This is a genomic window from Undibacterium sp. FW305-107, assembly GCF_058788535.1.
On the sequence record NZ_JBYTAV010000003.1, the window covers coordinates 58,083 to 84,867 of the forward strand.

At 51.6% G+C, this 26,785-nt stretch carries 22 protein-coding genes and 1 pseudogene; 10 read left to right on the forward strand and 13 right to left on the reverse strand.

The window, feature by feature from the left end; all coding sequences use genetic code 11:
- Window positions 1–111: 111 nt before the first annotated feature.
- The 4 genes from AC3WQT_RS07420 (at window position 112) to AC3WQT_RS07435 (ending at window position 2,872) form a co-directional block, all read left to right on the forward strand.
- Window positions 112–447: a PadR family transcriptional regulator gene (locus AC3WQT_RS07420; protein WP_492703212.1), complete on the forward strand. Its 336-nt coding sequence runs from the start codon at window positions 112–114 to the stop codon at window positions 445–447.
- Window positions 444–1,418 carry a hypothetical protein gene (locus AC3WQT_RS07425; protein ID WP_492703214.1) on the forward strand — a complete coding sequence of 325 codons (975 nt, stop codon included), beginning with the start codon at window positions 444–446 and terminating at the stop codon, window positions 1,416–1,418. The genes AC3WQT_RS07420 and AC3WQT_RS07425 overlap by 4 nt, the downstream gene beginning before the upstream one ends.
- 56 nt (window positions 1,419–1,474) lie before the next feature.
- A complete protein-coding gene (locus AC3WQT_RS07430; RefSeq protein WP_492703215.1) occupies window positions 1,475–2,089 on the forward strand; it encodes a DUF4337 domain-containing protein in 615 nt (204 codons plus the stop codon).
- 165 nt (window positions 2,090–2,254) lie between these two features.
- Window positions 2,255–2,872, forward strand: a complete 618-nt coding sequence (locus AC3WQT_RS07435; RefSeq protein WP_492703217.1) for a hypothetical protein — start codon at window positions 2,255–2,257, stop codon at window positions 2,870–2,872.
- 8 nt (window positions 2,873–2,880) lie between these two features.
- Here AC3WQT_RS07435 and AC3WQT_RS07440 read toward each other — a convergent pair whose 3' ends face one another.
- The 4 genes and pseudogenes from AC3WQT_RS07440 to AC3WQT_RS07455 form a co-directional block, all read right to left on the reverse strand.
- Window positions 2,881–3,702, reverse strand: a complete 822-nt coding sequence (locus AC3WQT_RS07440; protein ID WP_492703218.1) for a substrate-binding periplasmic protein — start codon at window positions 3,700–3,702, stop codon at window positions 2,881–2,883.
- Between the two features lie 228 nt (window positions 3,703–3,930).
- Window positions 3,931–5,349 (reverse strand): MBL fold metallo-hydrolase, encoded by a 1,419-nt coding sequence (locus tag AC3WQT_RS07445; protein WP_492703220.1) that lies wholly within the window; start codon window positions 5,347–5,349, stop codon window positions 3,931–3,933.
- Window positions 5,350–6,964: 1,615 nt separating this feature from the next.
- Window positions 6,965–8,023, reverse strand: a pseudogene (locus AC3WQT_RS07450) (DUF6600 domain-containing protein); the annotation flags it as partial.
- 114 nt (window positions 8,024–8,137) lie between these two features.
- Complete coding sequence (locus tag AC3WQT_RS07455) at window positions 8,138–9,124, reverse strand: LysR substrate-binding domain-containing protein (RefSeq protein ID WP_492703221.1); 987 nt, start codon at window positions 9,122–9,124, stop codon at window positions 8,138–8,140.
- A gap of 110 nt (window positions 9,125–9,234) precedes the next feature.
- Between AC3WQT_RS07455 and AC3WQT_RS07460 the strand changes: the two genes are divergently transcribed.
- Window positions 9,235–9,819 (forward strand): hypothetical protein, encoded by a 585-nt coding sequence (locus tag AC3WQT_RS07460; protein WP_492703222.1) that lies wholly within the window; start codon window positions 9,235–9,237, stop codon window positions 9,817–9,819.
- Window positions 9,816–10,196 (forward strand): VOC family protein, encoded by a 381-nt coding sequence (locus AC3WQT_RS07465; RefSeq protein ID WP_492703223.1) that lies wholly within the window; start codon window positions 9,816–9,818, stop codon window positions 10,194–10,196. The genes AC3WQT_RS07460 and AC3WQT_RS07465 overlap by 4 nt, the downstream gene beginning before the upstream one ends.
- Before the next feature lie 54 nt (window positions 10,197–10,250).
- Here the strand turns inward: AC3WQT_RS07465 and AC3WQT_RS07470 are convergent, their stop codons facing one another.
- Window positions 10,251–11,252, reverse strand: a complete 1,002-nt coding sequence (locus tag AC3WQT_RS07470) for an alpha/beta fold hydrolase (RefSeq protein ID WP_492703224.1) — start codon at window positions 11,250–11,252, stop codon at window positions 10,251–10,253.
- 97 nt (window positions 11,253–11,349) lie between these two features.
- Here AC3WQT_RS07470 and AC3WQT_RS07475 point away from each other — a divergent pair, with 97 nt between their 5' ends.
- On the forward strand, window positions 11,350–11,973 hold the full coding sequence (locus AC3WQT_RS07475; protein ID WP_492703225.1) for a TetR/AcrR family transcriptional regulator: 624 nt from the start codon (window positions 11,350–11,352) through the stop codon (window positions 11,971–11,973).
- Between the two features lie 112 nt (window positions 11,974–12,085).
- Here AC3WQT_RS07475 and AC3WQT_RS07480 read toward each other — a convergent pair whose 3' ends face one another.
- Window positions 12,086–14,074: an OPT family oligopeptide transporter gene (locus AC3WQT_RS07480; protein WP_492703226.1), complete on the reverse strand. Its 1,989-nt coding sequence runs from the start codon at window positions 14,072–14,074 to the stop codon at window positions 12,086–12,088.
- A gap of 319 nt (window positions 14,075–14,393) precedes the next feature.
- On the opposite strand from AC3WQT_RS07480, the gene AC3WQT_RS07485 reads away from it, so the two are divergent.
- The gene (locus tag AC3WQT_RS07485) at window positions 14,394–15,605 is read left to right on the forward strand and encodes a hypothetical protein (RefSeq protein ID WP_492703228.1); all 1,212 of its coding nucleotides are present in this window, start codon (window positions 14,394–14,396) and stop codon (window positions 15,603–15,605) included.
- A gap of 107 nt (window positions 15,606–15,712) precedes the next feature.
- On the opposite strand, the gene AC3WQT_RS07490 is transcribed toward AC3WQT_RS07485, so the two are convergent.
- The 3 genes from AC3WQT_RS07490 to AC3WQT_RS07500 all read right to left on the reverse strand — a co-directional run bounded on the left by AC3WQT_RS07490 (window position 15,713) and on the right by AC3WQT_RS07500 (window position 18,443).
- The gene (locus tag AC3WQT_RS07490; RefSeq protein WP_492703229.1) at window positions 15,713–16,405 is read right to left on the reverse strand and encodes a flavin reductase family protein; all 693 of its coding nucleotides are present in this window, start codon (window positions 16,403–16,405) and stop codon (window positions 15,713–15,715) included.
- 648 nt (window positions 16,406–17,053) lie between these two features.
- A complete protein-coding gene (locus tag AC3WQT_RS07495) occupies window positions 17,054–17,851 on the reverse strand; it encodes a type IV pili methyl-accepting chemotaxis transducer N-terminal domain-containing protein (RefSeq protein WP_492703230.1) in 798 nt (265 codons plus the stop codon).
- Between the two features lie 136 nt (window positions 17,852–17,987).
- On the reverse strand, window positions 17,988–18,443 hold the full coding sequence (locus AC3WQT_RS07500; RefSeq protein ID WP_492703231.1) for an Lrp/AsnC family transcriptional regulator: 456 nt from the start codon (window positions 18,441–18,443) through the stop codon (window positions 17,988–17,990).
- 132 nt (window positions 18,444–18,575) lie between these two features.
- Here AC3WQT_RS07500 and AC3WQT_RS07505 point away from each other — a divergent pair, with 132 nt between their 5' ends.
- Window positions 18,576–19,199, forward strand: a complete 624-nt coding sequence (locus AC3WQT_RS07505) for a LysE family translocator (protein ID WP_492703232.1) — start codon at window positions 18,576–18,578, stop codon at window positions 19,197–19,199.
- 140 nt (window positions 19,200–19,339) lie between these two features.
- Window positions 19,340–19,960 carry a DUF938 domain-containing protein gene (locus AC3WQT_RS07510; RefSeq protein WP_492703233.1) on the forward strand — a complete coding sequence of 207 codons (621 nt, stop codon included), beginning with the start codon at window positions 19,340–19,342 and terminating at the stop codon, window positions 19,958–19,960.
- 119 nt (window positions 19,961–20,079) lie between these two features.
- Here AC3WQT_RS07510 and AC3WQT_RS07515 read toward each other — a convergent pair whose 3' ends face one another.
- From AC3WQT_RS07515 to AC3WQT_RS07530, 4 genes are all read right to left on the reverse strand, one after another.
- The gene (locus AC3WQT_RS07515; protein WP_492703234.1) at window positions 20,080–20,388 is read right to left on the reverse strand and encodes a single-stranded DNA-binding protein; all 309 of its coding nucleotides are present in this window, start codon (window positions 20,386–20,388) and stop codon (window positions 20,080–20,082) included.
- 48 nt (window positions 20,389–20,436) lie between these two features.
- On the reverse strand, window positions 20,437–24,246 hold the full coding sequence (locus AC3WQT_RS07520) for an AAA family ATPase (RefSeq protein WP_492703236.1): 3,810 nt from the start codon (window positions 24,244–24,246) through the stop codon (window positions 20,437–20,439).
- Window positions 24,243–25,490, reverse strand: coding sequence for an exonuclease SbcCD subunit D C-terminal domain-containing protein (locus AC3WQT_RS07525; protein ID WP_492703237.1), 1,248 nt, complete (start codon window positions 25,488–25,490; stop codon window positions 24,243–24,245). The genes AC3WQT_RS07520 and AC3WQT_RS07525 overlap by 4 nt, the downstream gene beginning before the upstream one ends.
- Window positions 25,491–25,590: 100 nt before the next feature.
- Window positions 25,591–26,721 carry a GNAT family N-acetyltransferase gene (locus AC3WQT_RS07530; RefSeq protein ID WP_492703239.1) on the reverse strand — a complete coding sequence of 377 codons (1,131 nt, stop codon included), beginning with the start codon at window positions 26,719–26,721 and terminating at the stop codon, window positions 25,591–25,593.
- Window positions 26,722–26,785: the final 64 nt, after the last annotated feature.

Genomic DNA, 26,785 nt, shown 5'->3' on the forward strand with positions numbered 1-26,785 from the left:
GCCAGTGAGTATTCCCAAGGCATGCAAATAGAGCTTGTATTTTTACTGTGTGGCGCATAGTATTATGCTGTGTGTGACACAGTATTGATAAAACAGGAAGGAATCAAAGACATGTCAGAAGACCGGCTGGACAAAATGCGTCTGGAATTGCGGCGCGGCGCGCTGGTGCTGGCCGTACTGGGTTCATTGCGGCAGGCACAGTATGGTTACTCCCTGCGCAAAGCCTTGCTCGACCATGGTCTGGATATAGACGAGGGTACTTTATACCCCCTGGTCAGGCGGCTGGCTGACCAGGGTTTGCTGGACAGTGAATGGCAACAGGGTGAGGGCCGCGAGAGGCGCTATTACATCCTGTCGCAAGAAGGTGTGGAATTACTGGAAAAACTCACGCAGGAATGGCAAGCCTTGAATGGCACGCTGACTACTATCTTGGAGACTGGACGATGACTCTGCTGCAAAAATACATACATGCGGTGAAACAGGAATTGCCGCTGGCGCAAAGGGAAGACATAGGCCGTGAATTACAAGCCAATATTCTGGATCAACTTGATGCCATCCGGGAACAAGCAGGCAGGGAGGCGTCTGAGGAAGAAGTGACAGGCATATTGCAGAAACTGGGTCATCCGGCTCAGGTAGCGGCGCGTTATATGCCAGTCACGCCTCTGGTCAGCAGTGAGTTAATGCCTGCCTATAAGCTCGTCATGAGTTACGCCCTTGGCATTACTCTGCTATTGCAAACATTGAAAAGTGCGGCAGTGTTTTTACAGGCGGAGCATTACAAGGTATTGCAGGCAATGATGCAATTACTGGCCGGGTTTGTTGAGCAAGGGACGCTGGTATTTACCTCGGTGACGGTGGCATTTTATCTGGCTGCCAAAAGCGGGATGTTACCCAACTGGGCTAATAACAAGACTTGGCGGGCGCAGGATTTACCTGAGCAGGAATATGAATGGCAACGGATACGTGGCAGCGACATCATCACTGATTTAGCCAGCTGTGGTTTTATCCTGCTGCTGATCTGGCATAAATTGTGGATGTCAGACACTAGCCTGCAACAGTTGCGCGTGGATTTTTCGCCTGCCATTGCAAGCTACTTGCCGTGGATGAGTGCACTGCTGCTGTGCTCCATTGCATTTTGCATCTGGTGTGCACTACAGCCTGTGTGGAGTAAATTGAAACTGCAATTAAACATAGTACAAAATACCATGTATGCTGCGTTGTTCTTCTTGTTCAGTCAGCTTGATGCACTGATATATAACATAGGCTTGCCAGCTATACTGGACCTGCAAAGGCTGGACCGTGGCATACGCCTGGCCTGTCTTGGCTATGCCTTGTACTTGCTGTATGAATGCGTGCGGGATGGGCGTCGCTTGCCGCAACTGGGTGGGACTGCGGTTGATGTGAAATTGTCCAGCTAATTGCATGACAGCCTGTTCGATTTTTAGATTTTTTTTGAGAGTCAGAGAGTTCAGATATGGATATAGATCCCGTGGAAACCGTAGAGCAATTAACAGAACAGCAGGAAGAAGCCAGGCAAGACAAGGCCACCCGCCAGTTGAATATCTGGGTTGCCATCACCGTGGCTTTGCTGGCGACCTTCATGGGCATATGCAAGGTCAAGGATGACAATATCGTTCAGGCCATGCAGCAATCACAAGCCAACAAGATAGATCACTGGGCCTTTTACCAGGCCAGGAACATGCGGGAAGAACTGGCCAAATCAACAGAATTGCAACTGCGTCTGGCCTCCAAAAATGCGCCTGCCGACCAGAAAGCAGAGTATCAGGCAGCCATAGACAGTTATGCGAAGTTGGGCAAAGAGCAGCACGAGAAAAAAGAAGAGTTGAAAAAACAGGCTGAGCAAGACCAGATCGATTATGACAATGCGAATTACAAGGATGATCAATTTGACTTGTCAGATGCCTTGCTGGCGATAGCCATTTCTTTGCTGGCAGTGACTGCCCTGACCAGGCAGCGCTGGCTGTATTTTGTGACCCTGGTACCTACCGGCTTTGGTGTATTCATGGGCCTGGCAGGCTTGATGGGCTGGCATATACATCCAACGGCGCTGGTGGCCTTGTTGTCTTGAAATATCTGGGAAAGAGATGGAGGCCAGACGAGTAAGTTTTAATTTTGAAAGTTAAAGATATGCTATTGTCTTCGAAGTTTGTGGATGGGTATTCCATGCATCCTGCCTGCCACGCTAATGCTGCGATTTATACCAAAACCTCATCTTAAAATCAAAGGGTCTGACATGGATATCCAACTGAACTTCATCAATAATTCGAATGACGTCAATAATTCTGAAGTCATCATTTTCCAAAAAAATGTGGCACCAAATTTTGATGAATTGTCCGTTGCCTGGATGGTCATCAAATACTGCGGTGTTGGCGACAATCACCCCTTTACTTTTCCCATGAGCATGGCTGTCGGAGCGAGTGATTCATGGGGCAACCATACACCGCAAATGGGCGCGGAATATGGCAACCTATATTGTATGAGGCTAACGTCTTCCGGTGACAGGTTGGTTGCTTGTGGCGATGGCACCAGTGCCAAGGAAGTACAAGTGCTCAATGACTTGTCGAAAGGTGCTATCAATGCATCCATTTATAAGAATGGGAAATTGCTGGCGATCAAAACTTCCATCGCTCCTCAGCAAAAAGCAGTCTTCGAATTCGAGCCAACAATCTGGATAGGCGTTGCTTCTCAGGTCGAACAAGGTCAGGTCATGAACTCGGCCATTATTTCGAATATCAATACTGAATTATCACTGCTGGGTATAGCGAGTGCGGACATTGTCATGACAGGTGGTGGTCCAGGTCGCAATCCCACACCTTTTTCTTTTAATTTGGAAAATATCGTCATGGCCTGAGGCCATGTTCAGGGCTTGCCAGGTGGATCGAGCCGTATCACCGCCATCGGTGGTGGCTCGTTCGGCAGCCATTTTTGATGGATGCGGGCGAAGTGACCTTCTTTCTTCAGCCAGCGCAAGGCATCTTCCCAGACCTTGATGGTGCTTGCTGGAGTGGAGGTGGAAAAAGCCAGATACAGTTCCAGGCTGTCGAGGACTTTGACTTTTTCTACATCGTCCGCAGAGCGGCCTATTTCTTTCAGTACCGATGACACCACAAGGCTGCCCTCTACCCATAAATCAAAACGCTTGGCCAGCAACATATTGGCGATGATTTGCGGTGTTGGTGCCTGTTCTATATTTTGAAAACCCTTCTTGCGGGCGGTATCTGCAAAGATGCTGGAACGGTAGGCTCCGACCTTGAGTTTTTGTATCTCGTCCCCCATGCTGTGCAGGCGTGCGGCATTGCCTTTGCGCGTATATAAAGACGTGGTCGAGATGGCGATAGGGCCTAACAAGACCATGAGTTTTTCGCGCTCTTCTGATCTGCCGACGGTGAACAACAGGGTATTGGGTTCTTCCAGCAAGGCCTTGTAGCCACGCGCCCAGGGCACAACCTGTATGGGCTGACTGCTGCCTATATGTGCCTGCATGGCTTGCACGACTTCGACTGCCATGCCTTCTGCTTTATTGCCGTTGCCAAAACTGATGGGTGGCCAGTCTTCGGTAAAAATTTGCAGTTCCTGCGCCTGCACATGCATCAGAAACGAAGGCAATACCAATGTACAAACCAGCAAGGTTTTAAGCAGTGTGGAATAGCTGGCGAAGGAGGGAAATTTTTCCGGGCGCATCTTGAACCATTATCTTATTGTGCAAAATGTAAGCAACATTTGCAGACTGTGATGATAGTCTGTAAAGACTGTATTTAAGAGACTGTATTGCGAGTGCTTTGCAAGATGATCGTATTACCGGAATTTACAACAATTGCCGCACTGATGATAGAGGTATGCGAAAACTGTGTTGGTTAAACCGCATGCCGACACAGTTTTCTACAAATGGGATTTGATTTCAAAGACGTATTAGTTTTTTCCTGTGCCTGATTTTTCTGCCATTCTCAACTCCAGTGCTTTTTGAAAATCCATGATAGTCCCGCTGCGGCCATGTACACCGACCAGTTGTTGCACCTGGAGCTGATATTGTTTGATTAAGCTATCCAGTTCCAGGCCGACATCAAACACTGGCGGGATGGGGCCAATTTCTGGCAGATAGAACAAGTCGCCCTGAAACACAATCTGGTTAACTGCGTCATAAGCCACCAGCATGTCTGACGCATGGCTGCTTGTCATGGGATAAATGCGGATACTGCGGCCACCAAGATCGAGATCACATGCTGTGCTGACTTCGCTCACCCTGCTGGCAACTTCCTGACCCAGTTGCCGCTCCACGGCCAGCTTGCCATCCTTGCCTGTCAAAACCTGTACACCTTCATGCATGTACGCTGGTGTACCAGCGATATGGTCGCGATGGGTATGTGACAGCACGACATAGGCAAGTTTGCGGCCGGGTGCAGTCTGCTCTATCAATGCCCTGACTTTGGCGGTTTCGGCAACACTGATTGGGGCATCATAGATTGCCACGCTATGTGTGCCTACCGAAAAACTTGTGTGATAACCGGATTCGTTACCATCGACCCGGTAAGTGCCGGGGGCTATCATGGTGGCGCGGAATGCGCCTTTGTCTTGCTTTTCTACATAGCCTGTTGGCAAGTCAAAAGCGTGGGCATCAAGATGCACAGGTACTTGAGCATTGATACTCCATTGAAGTACCAGCTTGTCACCATTTTTGATCGTAATCTGCCTTGGTTGTTTGAAATTTTGTACCGCGCTGTAGTCTGCATATTCATAAGCAGATGTGGCAGTTTTGGCGCTCATTACCTGGCCGCTGCTGCGCTCAATAATCATGCTGGCAGGCCGTCCCGCAGCATCACTAAAATTTATTTTCTCGTATTTTTCACTCTCTGCACCTGCTAAGCTGGCGGACACGCGCATGCTGGCATGTTCCAGCAATAATGCCGGGCTCAGAAACAGCAAGTCGGCGTATGCCTTGCGTGCCTCTGTTGCATTGTCCCTGTCTATCTCAATACCCTGCCGCCATTGCAGCAAATCGACCGCCGCTACACCATCCTTGTTACCCGTCGTCAGGAAATGAAACCTGATATTGCCTGGCCAGAGTGATTCACTGATGGAACGGAATTGTCCATCGCTTTGCAGTATCAATTGCTGCTTGAGTTTGATTTCTTGCGTGGCATTCTGTGGGCTTGCAGCCTGGTGCGACGCATAGCGTATGCCCTGCATATCGAGGGTGACAGCAAAGGCAGGAGAAATTGTTTGGGCAACAGCACTGCTAGCAGAAAATAAAATGCAGATGCCTGTGATGAGCGGTAACAGTGGCAACAGCCGTAATAGTTGCAATGGTCGTAACGTAGGTGATGTAAGCATCGTAGCCTCTGATTATTGGTGAGCGAAGTGATTCCGCATGCCTTGCATGGCATGTCAGTTTGGGCAAAAAACTGGAGGGCTGGTTCAACAAAACCGAACCTCTGCAGCATGCTTTCGTCACATCTTGGTGGCGGGACTAACAGGGGGATCTGGGGTATCTAATCAGGAGAGGCGATCTGAGGAAACAATAGTCAGGCAAGAGCATCAGCCTGGCAGTACGCAGAGTAAAGCAGTGACGAGCAGAAAAGAAAAAGCCAGCCCTTCGTCCCGTATGACCGGACAGGCTGGCTTTTTAAGCTTAAGGGTTTAAGGATTAACGCTCGCTCAAACCACGTATTTTCGCATTGCGTGGATCATCCTTTTCTTTCGGTGGTTCAGCTCTTGGGGCAGGCGCAGGTGCTGGTGTGGGGGCAGGTGCAGGCATTGCCCGTGGAGCTGGTGCTGGCATCGGCGCTGGTGCAGGCGTATGCACTATCGCTGGTGCAGGAGCCTGTCTCTGTTCCATCCGTGGCTCCATGCGTGGTGCCTGCTGGGGTGCTGGCTGTATCATGGGTGCTTGTGCTGGCGCTCTCTCTACCGGCCTTTCCACTGCTCTTTCGACTGGCGCGACTGGAACGGGTCTTTCCCTTGCGCGTTCAACCGGTCTTTCATTGCCACGGTCTATGCGATCCGGCTGGCGTTCAACGCGCGGTTCTTGCTGTGGATTATTGTTGAAGCTATTGCCATATCTGGATGACCTGTCATTGCTTTCGGGCCTGCCCTGGTTCACAGTATTAGGTGAATTCATGATGGCATTGTTGGCCGGTGTATTGGCATTCGGCGTACGCATGGGCGTATTGCTGATGACATTGACCGGTGGAGCCACATTATTATTGGGTGGTACATTCACCGTTGCTGCCGGTGTCGCTGGTGCAATATTGACTTGCTGCCTCTGATTGTAATTATTGCCGCCCTGATTAACACCTTGATTGACATTATCCCGCATGCCGTTGCCATATTGGCGTGGCGCATTGCCTTGTATTTCCGGGCTGCGGTTCATATTGCCCATGCCCTGGTTGGTTGGATTATTCGCAGGGGCAATACTGTTGGCATTTGCAGGCGGTGTATTGACTGCATTTGAAATAATGCCCGATACCGTATTTGGCTGTGCATTCTGTGTCCCCACGCCATTGTTTTGTGCACGTGGATTGCCATTTATTTCTGCCGGACGGTTCACTGAACGGATTTCATTCGGATTCTGATTGGTGATGGTACCCGCAGCCCGCGCTGGTGGCATGTCCAGGTTTCTTTGCCTGAACTGTTCACCGTTACGCAAATTGCCCTGGCGTGCTTCACCAAAGCGGTTATTATTGACTGGCGTGATATTCGGTGCCTCAGTGACTACCACCGGGGCCTGGCGGGTTTGTACTGCTGCGACAGGATTTCTGGACACCGGTAATACATGCTCGCCACGTACAAAGGTATTGGTTGGCACTATCGTCACAGCATTACGCACACCCTGGTTTACGAAGCGGGCATTTGTGATGCTGCTGTTGACCACCATGTTTTGATTCAGTCGTTGTATATAGTGGTTATTGTGGGTGTAGCCAGGCCTGTAGACTTCGCCAGGCCCAAGCGGGAACCATGCAACAGAAGGGTGTGAGCCTGGCCTGGATCCATGATTGTTGATGTAAGTGCTGCCGCCGACAAAGGCGACCAAAGCTGGCGCATACACCGGGCGCACATGATGCTGACGTGGGCCAGGTACCCAGGCCCAGCGTGTGCCTACATAAGCCCAGCGGCCATAATGGTAAGGTGCAAATCCCCAGGGCGCACGGTCTACCCAGGTCCAGCCCCACGGCGCAACCCATACCCAACTGCCGTCGCGGTAAGGTGCCCAGGTGGCGCTGACCTGACGTGGATACCAGACTGCGCCGTAGTCGGCGGTGGTTTCCCATGCGCCGTATTGATCAAGCTGCTCATAGCCGATCACTTCGCGCGAAACATAGCGCACGGTTTCCAGATTTTCTTCAGCACGGTCACGGTCAGCAGCCCATAGGTCAAAAGTATCGGGTGGCGGTACGTAGCCTATCATGGTGTGTTGCAGGTTACTGCCTGAGAAACGAGATTGTTCACCTTGCCTGATAGTGACAGTATCGCGTTCGCCACGTGCTATGGCTGTGCCACGCCGCACCAGCACGGTGGTGGTGTTGTCATCATTGACGTTAATCCTGTATTCGCCCGGTTCTTGCAGCGAGAACACCAGATTTGGGGTGCGTATGTCAAAGTTTTCTTTATTGCTGAGTTCACGCACACGTATCACCATGCTGCCCTGGTTCAGGTCAATTTGGGTGTTGTCATCGTCGAGCAGGCTGAAACTCATGCGTGTATTTTCTGCCATGCGCAAGGCATTCGGCCCTACATGCAATTCCGCTTTACCGGCATAAGGTACTTGCAGACTGTCGCCGGTAGAGATGGGACGATTCTGTACCAGCGAACTCCAGCTATTGCTACCGGCATCAGCGAAACTGACATTGCCATAAGAGTAACTGACCCTGGCGACACGCCCAGGCGGCTCATCCTGAGCCTGAGCCGTGCCTATATAAAACAGGCTGGCCACTGCCAAAGCGGCAATTTTCAACAGGGGACGATGACGGATTTTTTTCCGTAAAACTGGCTGATCTGGGGCGGACATGGATTTCTTCCCGGCAAGGGTAAATAAAAGTGACCTGGTTCAGCTTTAACGCGCGACCAGTCTGTTTGGATGTCATGAAATGTCACAATTTTGTATTTTTTTGTAGCAGGTCGCTTAGTCCAGCTTTTCCTGGAGGTCTGACGAGGTGTGGTTGTCCGGTAAATTCAGACACCGCAGCTGGCTCAACTCTGTTGCACTTTGTAAACTAAATTCTTGTGCCTGTTCGATGAGCCATGTATGCACGCATTGAACGGCCTTGATGCTCAAGCCTTGTTTTGTGGAAAGTAAATAATAGTGACTCTGGCTTTGCAAGCCACTGTCAAAAAGTCTTTGCAAATACCCTTGCCTGATCCTGGCGCTGACATGGCTGTGACGCTCAAAGGCAATGCCATGTCCATGCTCGGCTGCTTGCAAAACCAGGTTGCTGTCATCAAAGCTGATGCTGCGCAAAGTCTGTTGCGCAGGCAATCCCAAAGCCTTGAAATAGGCTGACCAGGAGGAACCTGCGCCCCTGGTATTGGCGTGTACCAGAAGGGGCAATGTGAGCAAGTCCCGGGGGGTTGCAGGCTGGTGTCTGGCGATAAAATCTGGTGAGGCTAAGGGGTAATAGTATTCAGACATTAGTTTGCGGGCCTGCACATTGGCCCAATGACCAGTGCCAAACCGCAGGGCCAGGTCGACACCGTTCTCGCCCAGTTCTGCCAGTTCCACACTGGCCTGTATTTGTACCGAGATATCGGGATGGGCCAGATAAAAATCATGCAATCTGGGCAGTAGCCAGTAAGAGGCAAAAGCTGGCAGGCTGGCGATCCTGACCACCTGACGCGGGTTCTGGTGGTGCTGGGTGATGCGGTCGATTGCCGTACTCAGTTGGTCCAGCGAGAGGGTGACTGCCATATGCAGTTCGCGCCCGGCGTCGGTCAACCGGACACCGTTTTGACGCTCGAATAATTCCAGCTCCAATTGTGTTTCCAGTGAGCGTATGCGGTGGCTGACTGCGCTGTGTGTCAGATTGAGTTCTTGGCCTGCCAGACGAAAATTCTGCAAGCGGCCCGCCGCTTCAAAAATACGTAAATCATTCAAACCAGGAATTTTTCGCATGCCTATGTTTTTTATTCAGTGAGTTTTTCTCTATACCCTGGTGCGTATTTGTCGCTAGTCACGATGATGTTGCTACAAGATACTGTGGGCTTCATTGACAGGGAGTTTGTATGCAAAAGCAATATATACGCAAGGCCAGTTTTCTGGGCAGGAAAGTACTGGTGAATTTGCTGACCAGCATGATGTTGTTGAATATATTTTCAAACCTGGCGGTTGCCGCGGTTACCCCGGTTGCCACGGCTTACCCACTGGCGGCAGATGTCAGCAGCATTGATGGCATTATGCACGCCTATTATGATGTTGTCTCTGGCCCGGCCAATACGCCACGCAATATTGCCAGGGACATCTCCCTGCATCATCCCAGGGCGCAAATTTTTCCGGTCGTGCATGGCAAGGATGGCGAACCGCAACTGCTGGTTTTTTCTGTTCAGGAATTTCATGCCTGGAGCAAGCCGGTCTACGATGCTGGCTTCCATGAGCGGGAAATCAAGCGCGAAGTGAAAAGTTTTGGTAGCTCCATCCACATCTGGAGCACTTATGAAACGCGCCAGGCTCCCGAAGGTGAAGTGACGGGGCGCGGCATCAATAATATCCAGCTATATTTCGATGGACAGCGTTACTGGATATTGTCAGAAACCTGGGATAGCGAGAGCCTGCAAAACCCCATGCCCACGACAGCGGGAGCAAGCAAATGAAGATAGATCATATCTCCCTGCTGGTGAGTTCACTGGAAACCAGCATGCCCTACTATGAGTGCCTGTTGCCACAACTGGGTTTTGTCGAGAGCGGGCCTCAGGTCTGGACCGATGGTGAGGGTTTCTATTTCCAGTTCTTGCAGGCACACCCTGATACCCGTCCCTATGAGCGCTATGGTGCAGGCATGAATCACCTGGGTTTTGGCGCTACATCGGCAGAGCAGGTCATGCAAATCCGCCAAAGCATGCATGAGGCAGGGTTTGACGTGCCAGCAATGCAAAACCTTGGTGGTTCACTGGCTTTGTTCATGAAAGATGCCGATGGCATCCGGTTTGAAATTACTTATTATGCGTCAGGCGCGGCTGTGGTGGGCTAGCACACCCAGGAATGGCTTTAGCTGAGAATAGCCTGTGCAAAAAAATGTTCAGGGTTAACACTGTTCCCGCAGCGCACGGTGATTGAAATGAACCATGTTTTTGAGCCATTCCGTGCCCAGATGAATAAGCTCAGCATTAAACTCTGTTTGCAAAGAAAAATGCCCCCAGTCAATTTCGACATAGGCTTTTTGACCAGACAGGCGCTGGTAGCAATCCAGCGTCAGTTGTGGCTTCACCATCTTGTCGCGCTTCTGGTTGATGACCAGTACCGGCACTTGCTTATTTTCCTCAAGCGGTATCGCAAAAGCAGTATCGAGCATACTGGCAAAATAACGGGCCGTGACTGTGCGCAGAGTCAGCGGATCGGCTTGCCATTTTGCATAAAACCCTGTTGCCAGGTCGCGTTCATCCATCATGTTTTCAAAGCGCGCGAGTGGGCGGTAGGGCAAGCGTATGCGCGGCGCCAGTTTTGCGAGCAAGCCACTGATGATCCTGCATGCTTTGGCCAGGCCGGGGGGTTTTGCCAGGGCCGCAAAGCGGGTAAATGCCAGGCCAGTGACTGGGTCGCCAAAGTCAAACAGGTTCAGGCAAACTGCAGCTGCCGGAGGCTTGCCCTGTTTTGTCAGCGCGGCGGCAGCTGCATAGGTCAGGCCACCACCTATGCTGCCACCGCACAGATAAAGTGATCCACTGAATTCTTGCCTGGCCCAGGCTGCGACATCGACGATGTTTTGCACTGCCTCAGCCACTGTAAAGTCCCCCATGGCACCGCCTGACCGCCCCTGGCCTTTCTGGTCAGGCACGATGACTGTATAGCCCTGTTCATAAAAAGCCAGCGCCAGGCCAACAAACAAGCCGCCATAACCACCACCGCCGTGATTCAATATCAGCACAGGAGCAGCTTTGTCTCGTTGCTGGTACAGGTCTATGTGCAACTCCACCCCTGTGGATTGCAGATGGAGGGTTTGCACCACAGCCAGCACGCGTGTCAACAAGGCTGGGTCGTGGTAGCAGTGCCAGTAAGTCTGGTTTGAGCGGGCTTGATTGAGTTTCATGATATTTAGATGAGGAAGAATGCATGGCTTTGGAGGTGATCTATAATATGAATAATCATTCACATTGTCTATTCGCATTCGGAGGCTGGTTTTTGCCATGACTAAATCACGCGTACAGCCTTTAAAACAGCCTTCTCAGCAACGTTCCAAGGTTACGGTGCAGGCAATCCTGGAAGCGGCTATTCATGTTTTCGATGAGTTTGGCTATGCCGCTGGCACTACTTCGCGCATTGCCAGCCGGGCCGGGGTATCGATAGGTTCGCTCTATCAATACTTCCCCAACAAGGATTCGATACTGACGGCATTGGCAGAACAACACCTGGCTGAAGGTCTGGCACTCAGTGTGCGCCTGCTGGAAACCCTGCGCACAACGACACAATCACTTGAACCTGTACTGCATGACATCGTTGGCCATATGATTGCCCTGCATGAGAACAATCCCGGCTTGCACCGGTTGCTATACGAAGAAGGATTGTTGCCCGCGCAATTGCGGCAGACCGCGAAGCAGGCAGAGCAGTTTTTGATAGAAGAAGTGGCACGCTGCCTGAGCCAGCGCCCCGACGTTGTCAATGTTGCAGACCGCCAGATGCAGGCCTACTTCGTGGTGCATGCGATAGAGCATTTCACGCACAGGCTGGTGATAGACCAGGCACCGGTGGAGTTTCAGTTGCGGGGGAAAAATGAACTGGTCAGTTTGTTGCAGCGGTATTTGCGGGTATAGACTCGTAGGTTGGGCTACGTTTCATCAGCCCAACACTGGGCCTCTGCAAACGTATACGTTATTTAAACGCCGAGTGTTGGGCTGGTAAACCGCAGCCCAACCTACAATACAACTACATCATCACATTGATGATGGCATTACCTATACCCAGGATAGCCGCACCCGAGATCAGACCGGCGCTGATTGCTTCACAACCCTCTACCCAGAAGGTATGTCCCTTAGTGCCTTTTTCAGAATTTTTCTTGCCCATGTACCAGAATATCAAGGCACCCAGCCACATGGCGAAACAGGATTCTGGTGGCAGGACCACGCCCAGGCCTATGGAGACAGCAGACAGCGGCAAGCGGCCACGAGTGATGACGTTAGTCACTTCGATGAACACTGCGCACAGGCCAGCCACCGCCATGGCGATGATGGCAGAAGTCGGCAAACCACTCACGCCCTTGGCGATGATCTCTGCCACACCCTTCCACTGCAAGGCAGACGGGAAGGCGAATTGCTCGCTGACGATAGTTGCCGTGCTGCGCAAACCATTGGCATCTGGTGGCAGGAACAGCAAAAAGAACAGCGGTACGCAAGCCAGCGCGCCAGAAACGATACCGATGATATGGCCGATGACCTGATGACGCGGCTTGCCACCCAGCATATAACCAGGCTTGATATCAGACAGCAGTGAAGAGGCATTGAAGGCGATGTCTGCAGTCATACCGGCTGGCAGCAAGTTATTGGCCGGATTGCTGCGGTCTATCGCACCCATGCTGAATTGCGTGATCTTGGCCAGCGCACCGATAGGTGCCCAGGAAGTCAGCGCCATCGCATTGATACAGATAATGGTCAGCACGAAGATCAGCGGGAAGGCAAACAGCGCCATGATGTAAGGCACGCCAAACAAGGTATTCACCAGCCAGGCAGCCAGTGCACACAAGACCGGTACACCCACGTAAGAAATCCACAATGGTACTTCGATGTCCTTCAATGGATCGGGACCTACATCTTTTTCTTTCTTGCCATTGCCTGTCATGGATTTGAAGGCCGCCTTGAACAGTTCAGGTTTAGCCAGCAAGCCCACCATGGAGCCGACCACCATCATGGTCACCGCCCACCACAAACCCCATTGATTGACAATCTCGGTACGGGAAATTGCCACCACCGTGCCATTTGGCAGGGTACGTGCAGCGATGTCGCCGTTTTGTATCATCCATGGTGCCAGTATGACGAAGTTGATGAAGGCACCCAGCATGACACTGCTGGCAACCCGCACGCCCATCAAGCCGCCGACACCAAACATGGCGACATCCAGGTTCAGGCGTAAACCCAGTTGGCGTATATCCGTGCCCATGATCTTGGGTAGCCACCACTGGAACTTGGTGGCAGCCACGTAGTAATAAGTATCCAGACGTTCTTGCAGGTACCAGGGCTCTGTCATACCGGCCCATTTGTCCATACGTAAAATCTTGAACTGGATCAGACGCATCCAGCCATCGCTGACGATGACCTGATACAGACCGGCGAACAGGCTCGTGTAGCCAAGCAGCTTGGCCTTGTACAAACCGCCACCGGCGCCATCGGTGTAAAGGGAGTCCAGTACCACGCCACAGGCGCGGCCTTCTGGGAAGGGCAGTTGGTCTTCATTGACAAAGCGACGCTTCAGCGGGAAAGCCACCAGCACACCTATCAAGGCCACCACAATGACCCAGACCAGCATTTGCCACCAGGGGATGATCTTGCCGGTGATCAGCATGTAGGCGGCCAGGCTGGAAATCATGGGGTTGATCATGTAGCCTGCAGCTGTGGCGATGGATTGCGTGCAATTGTTTTCCAGTATGCTGTAGTCGGCAGTTACGCCCAGACTATGCAAAATCTTGAAAATCGCAAACGACAAAATCACCGAAGTCAGGCCAACACCAATACCAATGCCCGTTTTGGCACCGATATATAGTGCCGTGGCGGCCAGTATGCCACCCAGCAAGAAACCGGTCAGGGCTGAGCGCAGGGTAAGCTGCGCCATGTCCTTGCGGTAGACATTATCAAACCACCACTGATCTTTCTGTCGTCGTGTCCAGGTGCGTATCTGTTCATCATCCAGCTGTTGCAGAGCCATGTATCCTCCAATTTTATGTAAGGACTTGCGCAAAACCACCCCGACCGCACAGCAAAGACTGGCAGTAACAATTTTGCGTAAGTCCTGATTTTGATTTGCTGCCTTGTGGGCCGCATATCTATCCTCAGTGTCGCGCCATGGCTCAATTTTTGTAAGGATGAGCTTAGGCGGTAGCGCAATATAGTGTTAGCTGAAGATCATGTCAATTTTTGTGCACTGCATTGACGAATTAGCCTTGAACTTGACGATACGCGTGGAGTCCAAGAGCAGTAAAATGCATACAACAAAATTTGTAATAAATACATGCGGAGAGCATTTCATGAAACTCGATCAGGTGGCAGAAGCCTATGTCAAACTTGTCCTGGCGGTAGGCCAGCATGACCCCGGCTATGTTGATGCCTATTATGGCCCGTCTGAATGGCAGGCAGCATCACAAAAACTGCCTCTGGCAGACTTGTTGCAGCAAGCAGAAGAATTGACGAAACAGGCACAATCCCTGCCGCCTGCAGAGGCGGGGCAAGAGTTGCGCCAGGATTTTTTGGGCTTGCATGTCGCCGCAGTACGCACTTACATCGCCCATCTGGCAGGTAATAAACTGTCTTTCGATGATGAGTCAGTGGCCTTGTATGATGCCCGTTCACCCGATTTAAGCCCGGCAGATTTCGACCCCATCCTGGCCCAGCTGAGCCAGCTCTTGCCCGGCGAGGGTGATTTGAATACGCGTTTGAGTAGCTACGCCAAGCAATTTGAAATCCCGCAGGACAAGCTCGATGCCGTGTTCAAGGCCGCCATCAATGAATCGCGCGCGCGCACCAGGAAATACATCAGCTTGCCGGAAGAAGAAAATTTTGAGATTGAATATGTCAAGGACCAGGTCTGGAGTGCCTACAACTGGTACAAGGGCAATAGCTATAGCCTGATACAGGTCAATACCGACTTCCCCATGTTCATCAGCCGTGCCATCGACCTGGCCAGCCATGAAGGCTACCCAGGTCACCATGTCTTCAATCTGCTGATAGAGAAATACCTGGTCAATGAAAATGCCTGGGTAGAATACAGCGTCTACCCTCTGTATTCACCCATGTCCTTCCTGGCTGAGGGCAGTGCCAATTACGGCATAGAAGTCGCCTTCCCGCATGCAGAGCGCATGGCCTTTGAAAAAGAAGTCCTGTTCCCGCTGGCGGGCATAGACCCGGCCAAAGTCGAACATTACTATCAGGTGCAGGAAGTCCTGCAAAAACTGACTTACGCTGGCAACATGGTCGCCAAGCAGTATCTCGATGGCGAAATAGCTACCGAAGCCGCTGTCGCCATGTTGATGAAATATGCCTTGTCTGACGAAGCCAGATCGCGGCAACGCCTGCGCTTCATGGAAAAACATAGATCCTATGTTATCAACTACAACCTTGGCCAGGATATGACCAAGGCTTATGTAGAAAAACTCGCCAAGCCGGGTGATGAACAAAGCCGCTGGCAAGTCTTTGCCGAGCTGTTGTCCAAGCCCCGCACCGCTTCCATGATGAAGGTCTAAGAACCTGCTTACGATCTTAAGCGCGAGCGCAACGTGAGTCCAGCGCGGGCCTCATGCGCTGCTCTTCAACCCGCTGACGCACGCTCGCTACAGATCGCAAACAGGTTCTAAGCTTCCAGCTTAGCTATATTAGTTATTTGGCGTGCCTTATCGACATCCGGGCTGCGGTAAGCTTTTTCCGGGATCGTCGATAAGGTCGATGCATGCACTTGCTGGTTATCGAGCCCATAGAATTTCTGGAAGCTCATGATCAGCGGCTTCCATTTGTCGGGGTCTATGCGATCAGGATTGCCATCTTGCAGTAAGGACGCATCGACATGCAGGCGTTGTATCCGCAACTCGAACGTGAGTATGCCACCCTTCAACATGGCTTCGTCATCTGCTATGCCATGCATGGCCGCGACTGTGCATTCCTGTTGCACCAGGCATTCCTGCACCCGTGCTGCGGCCACGGTTTCTGATTTTTGTGGCGTCAAGCCTGCCAGTTCAAATTTATTCCTCTCCAGCCGGTAACCGCGTGCCGCCTTCCACGCCGACATCGCATCCGAGCCTGTCGTCAGCGCTAGTTTGTTGACTGCTGCTACTTCATTGACAGAAGCCAGATTGAGTACGCACTGGCCGTTTCTTTTCAGGTTGCGGGCAGTTTGTGAGCTGGAACCTACGCCTATGACGGCGCGCCAGCCCAGCCAGAAGATGGAGGAAATCGGGGCCAGGTTAAAACTGCCATCTTCATTGACAGTGCTGACCAGAATGACGGGGGTGCCGAAATAGAGTATGGCGGATTCGCTGCTGATGTGCATGGTGTCCTCGCTTGTTGGTTGTTCGATGTTTGGTTCGATGGAGGGAGTATGCAGGGTGTTTTTTGTTTGGGCTGGCTGGAAACGGACGAGGGATTTTTGGGCTCAGCTTGAGCATTTGCAGAATTTGAAGATATTAACCAGGCTGACTATTCGTTAATAAACAGCAATTCTAAATACGTAATTCCACCGGGCTGGCGCTCCAGCGGCGTTCGTGACATGCCGTGTCGTTTTTTGAGTGTCGTACTCTGACTAAAGCGATTACCCTCCGTGGATACAAGCCGGGTCTCGGCCCGGCGGCCGAAATACTTTCTTTGCGTCGCCAAAGTAAGTATTCAAAGAACCGCGACCCAAGCGTCGTCGCCCCTGCGGGGTTCCCATTTGTGCAATACAAAAAATGGGAAAGTCCGAAAACTCGCCTTCGGCCTTACCCTTAGGAACATGCGCTTGCAAGCGTATGCCGTTACGCAGGCGCGCAGCAATGCTGCACGAGACCCCTGTTACACCTCAAACAGCGGCTCTTCTTAATCCATTTTCTGTACTGCACAAATGGCGTCGACACATGGGAACTGCTGAAAGTCAAAAACAACGGCAAACCCAACAGCAACAGCAGAGCCACCAATATTCACATTCCGATTGAACGCTCCCTTCTCAAATCGCCAGTTGCTGATACATCCCGGTAATCTTGTCCATCACCTCCAGTATTCTTTCGCTGGTGGTTGCCACGTTGCTGGCGGATTGGCGTTGCAGCTTGCCATCACCAGTTTGACGTAATGCGGCTTCGAAAAATGTCCATTGCGACTGGGCCAGTAGCAATTCATCTTTCAATCTGGTATTGCTGCCGCTGGCAGCTTGCAGGGTTTGCATGGCGGTGGAGAATTCCTTGCGGATGTTTTCTATGCTGCTGGCAGCATTGCCGGGCGCGATATTCCAGCTGGTGGCTTGGTAGAGTTTGGCCAGGCGTTGCGACAGCATGCGCTGGCGGCCTGCCAGGTTGACCAGTTTGCCTGTGCTGCTGCCTGCATGTTTTTCCAGTTGTGCGGTGACTTCATCGGCCATGTGCAGCAGAGTTTCGCTATGCTTGAGTACCAGCCTGGCGTCGCTTTGATTAGGGGCCTTGCCTACCAGTGCCTGCTTATATTCCTGCCAGGTTTTCTCCATGCTGGATAAATTGCTGAGTATATCTGCTGCGGGGGCAAAGGCATGTAGTTCTACCAGTTGACGGTCAAAGCTGGACATGGATTGATCCAGTATTTTCTTTGATGCTTCTGTTTCCACATTTAAACCAATTTGCAAATAAGCCTTAGCCAGCCTTTGCGTTAGCATGCGCTGGCGGCCAGCCTTATTGATAGCGTCGTGTACTCCAATAATCTGGGCCATGACCGGGTGAGGTAAAAACAGATTGGCTGCCATGATGGCACTGCCAGTGACAAATGTTCTGCGTTGCATGCCAGCTCCATATACATATCGAATTCAATGGAGTTCAGGCTAGTCCGCACAAGGATGAAAGACTATTCTTCGATGGAACTAGTCCTGCTGTTTTTGACATAGGATTTGATATAGCGCAAACCTGAGCATAAGCACTCTATTGTTCATGCTCTGTGATCTGTGTCAAAGCCCTTGGCGGTATCGGTGCCGACATGATGATAGAAGTGCGTGTCTCACCATAGTGGTTGATATTTCCGACAAAGCTCTCCAGATGACGCAAGTCCCTGGTAGCGACTCGCAACAAAAAAGAATCCTGTCCTGTCACATGCAGGCATTCCAGCACTTCAGGTAAAGATTTGAGGTGGGCGATAAGGCTGGCTTTTTGTGGTTGAGGGACAGTGATGCCGACGACCGCCTGAACTTGCAAGCCTATGGCTTCGGCGTTCACTTCTGCACGATAACCCTTGATGACGCCAGCTTCTTCCAGGCGTTTGACTCTTTCTGAAGTGGCGGGCAGGGACAGACCGGTTTCGTCGGCGAGTGCTTTCAAAGAGATGCGGGCGTCGCGTTGCAGGGCGGCGAGGATTTTCCAGGCTTTGGCGTCGATATCCATGATATTTAAGTCCAGATGAGGGTGTGCAAGAATAGTGAAGGCAATGTAGCAGTTTTACCTGAATTATTCCATGTTAATCCCGGTCTCAAATCTTCATACTGGAGGCATCTTCTTTTTGATCTGGGTGTAACCATGGAGTGGGATTTATTTTTAAAAGCGATGCTGATAGGCGTGTCGATTGCAGCACCGGTAGGCCCCATAGGCTTGCTATGCATACAGCGCACGCTGGCATACGGCATGCGTACAGGATTTATCAGTGGCATGGGCGCAGCTTGTGCTGACGCAGTGTATGGTGCAATAGGTGCATTTGGTATGGTAGCCATCACCGATTATTTTGTATCGTTGAGCGCACCTCTCGCAATAGCTGGTGCCGCGTTTCTGGCATGGATGGGTGGCAAGCTGCTATTGAGCAAAGCGCAAGTTGTGGATCAGGCTGTGGCAAACAAGCAGCCTGTGATCAAAACATTTTTATCCATATTCATGCTGACCATCACCAACCCCATGACCATAGTCTCTTTCATTGCAGTGTTCGCCAGCATCGCTGGACCGGTTGCGGTGCACCCATCTGCCGCAGCCTTCATGGTCGCAGGCGTGTTCTTAGGATCTGCTTTATGGTGGCTGGTCTTGAGTGGTGGAGTGGCATTGATACGCAAGAAAATCAGCATCAGAGTAATGACGTTGATCAACCGGACAGGTGCTTGCTTGTTGCTGGGGTTCGCAGCATGGCAAATTTGGGGTTTGTGCGCCGCGGTCTGAGATATTCCGGGATAAGAAGTCAAGATAATAAAGCATAAGATTGCCTCTATTCGTCTTGTAAGTGTTGCACTAAATGAGCGAATGAAAATTAGCTTATTGCAGCCTTGCCTGTTTCAACGTAGAGTAGCTTGGCGATCAAAATGATCAAGACAATCAAGGAAAATATAGGCATGAACAAACCCTATTCCGTAGCCTGTGAAAGAAACAGTGCACCCATCCTGCAAGTCATCACACCCGTATTGGCTGACTGCAAAAGCCTGCTGGAAATCGGTAGCGGCACAGGCCAGCATGCCGTCACATTTGCACGGCAGCTACCACATCTGCAATGGCAAACCAGTGACAGGCCTGAATATCACCCTGGCATACTGGCTTGGCTGGAAGAGGCCGCTTTACCAAATGTGTTGCCACCGCTGGAATTGAATATAGGTAAAAGCCCCTGGCCAGAAAGGCATTTTGATGCCGTCTTCACCGCCAATACCTGCCACATCATGGCATGGGAAGAAGTGGAGTTGATGTTTGCAGGTGTAGCGTCTTTGCTTGTGAATGGTGGGCGTTTCTGCATCTATGGTCCCTTCAATTACGCAGGCCAGTTCACCAGTGCCAGCAACCAGCAGTTTGATGCCTCACTCAAGCAACAGGCTACGCACATGGGTATACGCGATATAGAAAAGGTCGTTGAACTGGCTGAGAAACACGGGATGCGCCTGTCGGATGATGTTGCGATGCCAGCGAATAATCGTTTGCTGGTGTTGATCAAATAAGCGAGGATTTGCATAAGCGCAGTGCGTTAAAAAAACGGTAGGGCGCGCCGTGCGCACCATTTCCGCTAATAAAATTTTGCCGAACGGTGCGCACGGCGCACCCTACTGACTGGTGGCAATTATTCAGATGCATTCAAATGCGCCGTGATCACGGCATGAGCAATCAAATCCAGTGCTGGCCTGGCTTTACCCTGTTTGTCTGTCCAGACCTTTGGTGTCAGCGCCCCCGACAATGACAGGCTGTCACCATCACCCAGACCCAGCAAAGTATTGCGTGTTGCATCGTTGAAGGCGATCACATTGCATATGATGAATTCACCATCATCCGTCGCGGCACGCACCTTGCAGGTGACGTAGACTGAACCATTTTGTCCTGAGCGTTCTTCGACCTGGCCGTAAATGCGTCCGGCGATGAGTGCGTCTATCATAAATTCTTTCTTTTGCTGTTGATGTTTTAATTAAGGCCGATAAGAGAATCAGGCAACCTGTACCAGGCTGCTTCCGCCCGATACTCTTTGCACCTGTATCCTCGTCGATATTCTTTCTGTCATTTCCTGCACATGAGAAATCACGCCTACCTTGCGGCCCTGGGCTTGGAGGCTGTCGAGTGCATCCATGGCGATGCGCAGGGTGTCGGCATCAAGGCTGCCGAAGCCTTCGTCGATGAACAGGGATTCGACCTTGATGCGGTTGCTGGACAAGGATGCCAGGCCCAGCGCCAGGGCCAGCGATACCAGGAAGGATTCACCGCCGGACAGCGAATGTACAGAGCGCTGCTCATCGCCCATGTCCTGGTCGATGACCATCAAGGCCAGCGTGTCTGTCACGCGTTGCAGGCGGTAGCGACGTGAGAGCTGGTACAGGTGCTGGTTGGCATAGGCGAGCAAGACATCGAGCGTGATTTGCTGGGCATAGTTGCGGAACTTCTTGCCGTCTGCTGCACCTATCAATTCATTCATCTGTGCCCACAGGCGGGTCTGGCTTTCTTGCTCCTGCATGGTGGCGATCAGGCTCTTGGCTTGCTGGTGGCGTGCTTCGTCCTGCGCCATCGTGAGTTGATGGCGGCTGTATTCTTGCTGTGCGTGTTGGCGTTTCTCACTGACATTACCGAAAACTGATTGCAGATGTTCGCTCTCGCCTATTTCAGTTGGCGCAGTCTCACTTTCTTGTTCAGTCTCATCATGCATGGGTTCTGCCTCAGTAAAACTGAGTGGAGCGGGACGTTGTAGCAAGTGCTGTTGCCTTTGCTGGCTGCGTTCACGCAATATGGTTGTGGCTTGCTGGACTGCATTATTGATGGTTTGCATGGCCTGGCGTTCTGCATCAATCCACGTATGAGGATGTGCCAGCAATTCACGCAAGTGTGTTACGTCCAGATTTTCTATCGTGGCTTGCTGCTGAGCTATCCACCCCTGCAGTTTTTCATGGGCATTGTGTAGTTCCTGGTTTTGCTGGGTGATGCGTCTATTGATTTGCTCTTGTGCTTCTTGCAGGCGCGCCAGTTGCTGGCGTATTTCATCATGCGCTTGCAGTTGGATTTGCAGTGCCGCTTTTGCCTGATTGATGGCTAGTGTGAATTGCGCTTCTGCCTCGCTGACAGCGCGACCCTGGAATAATTCCTGTCGTTTGTTTTGTTGCTGTTTTAATGCCGTATCTACATCGAGATAGCGTTTGTTGTCGCTGGAAAACTGCTCATCCAACTGCTGGGAGTGTGTTTGCAGTTTGTCGATTTCCAGCTGCAGCTTCGCCAGTTGTTCCGCATTTTGGATGGATGCGAGTTGATGGCTTTGCCATTGTTGCACATGGGTTGCGCACTGGTTCTGGAATTCCATTGGCGATGCATGCCAGTTGTCTTGCCAACTGTTGCCGTCGTCTGATTGCGCGGCAAATGCCGGTGCCAATTGAGCCAGGGCTTCATCCAGCTTTTGACGGGCATCCTGTTCTTTTTCTGTTGCCTGCGCCAGTGCAGCAGTGAATTTTTCGATGACATGGACTAGCGCTGTATGGCTATCTTTGTGCTCTTGCAGGGTGCGGCGTATTTTTTCTGTATTGGCAAATGCCTCATCCCTGCCCTTTGTTGCCTGTTGATAGGCCTGTTCGGTTTTAAGCAATTGTCGCAGTTGTTCTTGCAGGCCAGTTTGTTGCTGGCTTAACCAGGTGCTGGCTTGTTCATTATCGATTTTCGCTATCCGCAATTCAGTGGCGATGCTGTGCGCTTGCCATGCACTTGCTACGATTTTTTCCTGTTGCTGCAATGCTGCCAGTTCTTGCTGCAATTGTTTTTGCTGCTGTTGATATTGCTTGTGCTCAGCCGTTGCGGTTGCCAGTAACTGGCGCTGGTCTTGCTCGACTTGCTGGCAATGCTTGAGTTCATTTTCCAACTGCACCAGCAAGGCATGCAGTTGCGGGTTGCCGGTTTTGTAGGGGTGTTCAGTCGCTCCGCAGACCGGGCAGGCTTGCTCGTCTTGCAGGGCATCACGCAGGCTTTCTACATTGGCATTGCAGGCGGCCTGGGTCAGTTGCAGGCTTTTATTTGCCTGTTCTTTTGCAGCAATCAGGCTGGGTAATTGAGTCTCGATTTTAACAACGGTTTTATCGGCGGTTTGCATACTCAACTGGCTGGTTTGCTGCTGAGTGTCCAAAACCTGCTTGCGTCGCGCCTGTTCATGCATTTGCCTTTGCAAGTCTGTGGCACTGCTTAATAGTTCACGCCTTTGATCCAGCGTCAGTCTTTGTGCCTGCAAACTGGGCAAGTCAAACTGTGCCAGTTTGTCTGCCACCTGTTCACGTGATTTTTCTGTAGCTATCCAGCTTTGTTCGCTTGCCTGGAGTTGTAGAGCGCGTTCTGCCAGTAACTGTTCTTGCTTGTCCCTTTGTTTTTGTAGATCAAGTATGTTTTGTTGCTGGTAACTGGCATCTTTTTGGGCTGTTGCGGCCTGCTTGAGTAATAATTCCCATGCTGTCCAGTTGTCGGCCAGGCTTTGCAAGCCAGCGTGTTGGGTCAGCCATATTTGCAGGTCTTGCTGCTTTTTGTGCAGTTGTGCCAGGTCAGCCTGTTTGCTCTTAAGTTGTTGCCTTGCAGTCGCCAGCGCCTGTTCTGTCTGCGCTTGCGTCTGTTGCGCAGCCAGCCAGTTGCTGCGCAAGATGTTCAGGCTGCTGTCGAGCGCCTTGGCGGCATCCAGCAAAGGCGTTGCTTCTTGCAAGACATGTTCGGCTTGCTGCAATGCTTGCTGTGCTTGCGTCAGCGCCAGATGTTTTTCTTGTGCGCTGAGCGTGCCTGTCTGTATATTGTTATGGGCTGTAGTGATTTCTGCCTGGCCCTGGCTGATTGCCTGTTTCAGACGTTCGAGTTCTGTCAGCAGTGGGCGTGCAGCTTGTATGCCTTCTACTTGTTGCAGATAAGCGGCTCTTGCTGCTGCTGCTATCTTCTCCTGTTCATGAATTTGCAATTGCTGCTGTGCTTGCTGTTCGCCCTGTAGCAACTTGCTTTCATCGGCATGCCAGCGCAAATGTGTTTGCAGCTCTGCGAGTTGGGCATCAAAATCATCTAAGCGGATTTTGCTGATGCCCAGGTCAGTTTCCAGTTGTGTGCGCTCTTCTGCGCTCAGCGGTTTATTGTCTGCCAGGCGCACATGAAAGCGCTCCAGCGCTTCACGTTCCAGCTTGGCACGGGCAAAGGCGCGTTGTGATATCTGGCCATAGATGTCGCTGCCGGTCAGGGTTTCCAGCAATTCGCCACGGTCATTGTCATCGGCTTTTAAAAAGCTGGAAAACTCGTTTTGTGCCAGCAAAACGGCGCGGGTGAACTGTTCAAACTTCAGGCCAAGGCGTTTGATGATTTCTTCCTTGACCTCGGTTTTCTTGCCACCTATGGGCTGCAGTTGCGGCAACTGGTGCAGCGACATCGTGGTCGGCTGCAAGATGCCTGTGGCTTTATTGCGCGAACGACGCACACTCCAGCGTGAGCGATAGGCATTGCCATCGGTGCCCACAAAATCGACTTCGGCATAACCTTCACCAGTGCCGCGCCTGAGCAGGTTGCCGGTGTCTTGCTGGGTCACCGCATCTGCACCATCCGGTAATTTTGTGGTGCCTGCCTTGATCAGTCGCGGCGTGTTTTCATACAAGGCCATGCACAGGGCATCAAGCAGGGTGCTTTTACCTGCACCAGTAGGGCCGCTGATGGCAAACAGGCCAGCAGACTGCAAAGGCTCTTGCGTAAAATCGACAGCAAATTCACCTGCGAGAGAAGCCAGGTTTTTACCGCGTATGGCGAGTATCTTCATTGCACGTCCTCGTCATGCAATAGTTCGCCAAAAGCCCGCAGCATGTCGTCTGGAGCATCTTGCTGGTATTTTCCTTGATACAGGCGACGGAAGATGTCTTCTGGCTGCAGGCGGTCGAGAGTGTCTTGTGTTGCCTGTTCATCGCTATTGTCGTCCTGCGCTTTGCCCGGGTAGTGCGTATCTATCTTTAGCAGTCGCAAGGGCTTGCCTGCTATATAGCCTTCTATGCGCGTACGCAGGCCGGGCTCTGGTGCCTCTAGCTTGATCCTGACTTCAAGGTAGGGATCATATTGTGTACCCTTGCTGGCATCGACGATACTGGCCAGGTCAAGGCTGTCAAGTGCATCCAGCACAGCAGGCAGGGGCGCTGCCTGTTTGGGAATGCGCAAGAGCTGTACTGAACGTGGCACATGGACAGGCGTCACTTTTTCAAGTTGATCACCTTTGATATCCACACACAAGACCTGATGCTGGTAATCGACTTCAGAAAAAGACAGGGGCAGGGGGCTGCCACAATAGCGGAGGTACTCTTGTTTGCCAACTCTTTGCGCCAGATGCAAATGTCCCAGGGCCGCATAGGTAATTTGGCTATCAAACATACTGGCCGATAAAGCCTCAGTGCCACCGATGACAATACGGCGTTCAGAGTCTTCTGATATTTCACCGCCCACCATGTGGCAATGCCCCATGGCGATGAGGGCCTGGCCAGGCTGGCGCACACTGAGTGCATGCTCAGTCACATCCTTGTACAGCTGGGCGATGCCTGCCATGTAGGGATCGCTGGCATTTTCTACCCTTGGTACGTCGCCAGGGCGCAGAAAAGGTATGGTCAGGCACCAGGCGGCAATTTCATCATTCTGCCGTAATGGCAAGACCATGGCTGCTATATCAATGCTGCCATCGGCCCGGCGCGGCACCATGCCTATGACGCTGATGTCCATGCCATCCAATAGCGGACCGGGTGCTTCCAGCCTGCCAGGGGAATCGTGGTTGCCTGCAATGATGACGATATCCAGTTTGGGCAAACGCGCCTTGGCTTGCTGCAAGAAGCGGTAAAACTGCTTTTGTGAAGTGGCTGAGGGATTGGCATTATCGAACACATCGCCCGCGATCAACAGAGCATCTGCCTGCTGCTGTTCCAGCGTAGCGATGAGCCAGTCAAGAAAATGTTGATGCTCAAGACCGCGCTCGGCGCTGTGCAGGGTTTGGCCAAGGTGCCAGTCGGAAGTGTGGATGAAGCGCAAGAGTTTTCCTTAGCCTTTGCAAATACAGGTGTAGAGCCAGGCAAGTGTAACCGTTTTTATATCGCGATGAAACTTCAAGAAGGGCTGAGCTGTTACCAGCTTAATCGGACTTTTGTCCAGACCAGTTCCGGCGTAATTTACGCATCTTCAAAATACCGCTGCCCAGGTTCCTGCGCCAGGTATTGTTCTTCACGCACTGGTATTCAACATAGTCTGTGACAGATGGCCCCCAGCGGGTTTTGGAGACATCTTCGCCGACTGATAAATTAATGCGCTTGAAATTTTGTGTGTAAGACCATTGTATGATTTCGGCCAACAGGGTGGTCATGACGCTGTAACGAGCAAATTTCAAGTCATAGCCTGAATAGTAGAGATACAGTTCTTCACCCATGGCAAAGCCAAGGCGCATAGCGACAACGCGGCCATCAAGTTCGAGACTGAACAGGCGCATGCGCTGACCAAAATCATTGTCAAGTAGTGCGGCCATGAAGGCGCGGTGCTTGGTGTCGGCAAAGTAGTCTGGGTGTTCTACCGTATTGGTGGCACCGGCGCGGGCTGCATGCAGGACATAAAATTCCTCCAGCCTGGGTTTGATCCCGTCGGCACCTTGCCAGACTTGCAAGCGCAATTGCAAATTGTCGCGCGCCAGTGAGTTATAGCAGCGACGCAAGGATTCCTTGATATTGCGTTTCAGTGCGGATTTAAAGCATGACCAGCTTTCACCCAGATGCAGGATGTAGTTGGGTATGTCCCTCGCTTCCAGCGGATGAACTGCTATGTTCTTCGTCAGGAAATGTAGGGCATGTTGTTTGGTATGGATGATCTGGAACTCGGTCAGGCCAAAAGTTTCCTGTCGCGACAAATCTTCCCATTGTTGCAATATGGTTTCAGTGTAGTCAGGCAAGGCCAGTGGCACTCTGATTTCTGTCAGATTGGGGTCCGCACCGAAAGGCCGGACATAGCGGTACATGAACAGTTGATGCAGGCCGACATGGGTATTTGTCAGTGGCATGACGGCAACGAGCTGTTCTTGCTCATGCAGGGTGCAGATGGCAAGTTCGTCTTTGTGATACCAGGATGAATCGGAAAAAATCTGCCACCAGGCGTGGTTCCAGTCATAAGTCTGGAAGGGCAAAAGTTGCGGCACTTGCGTTTCCAGCAGACGCCAGGAAGCCGCCAGGGCTTCAAACTCCGCTTCTGTGGTAACAACAAGTTTTTTTAAATTCGACATCTGTGGATAAATTTATTGGTGCACATTCGCAATGTTTAAAATTAAATGATAGACATGCCATGCA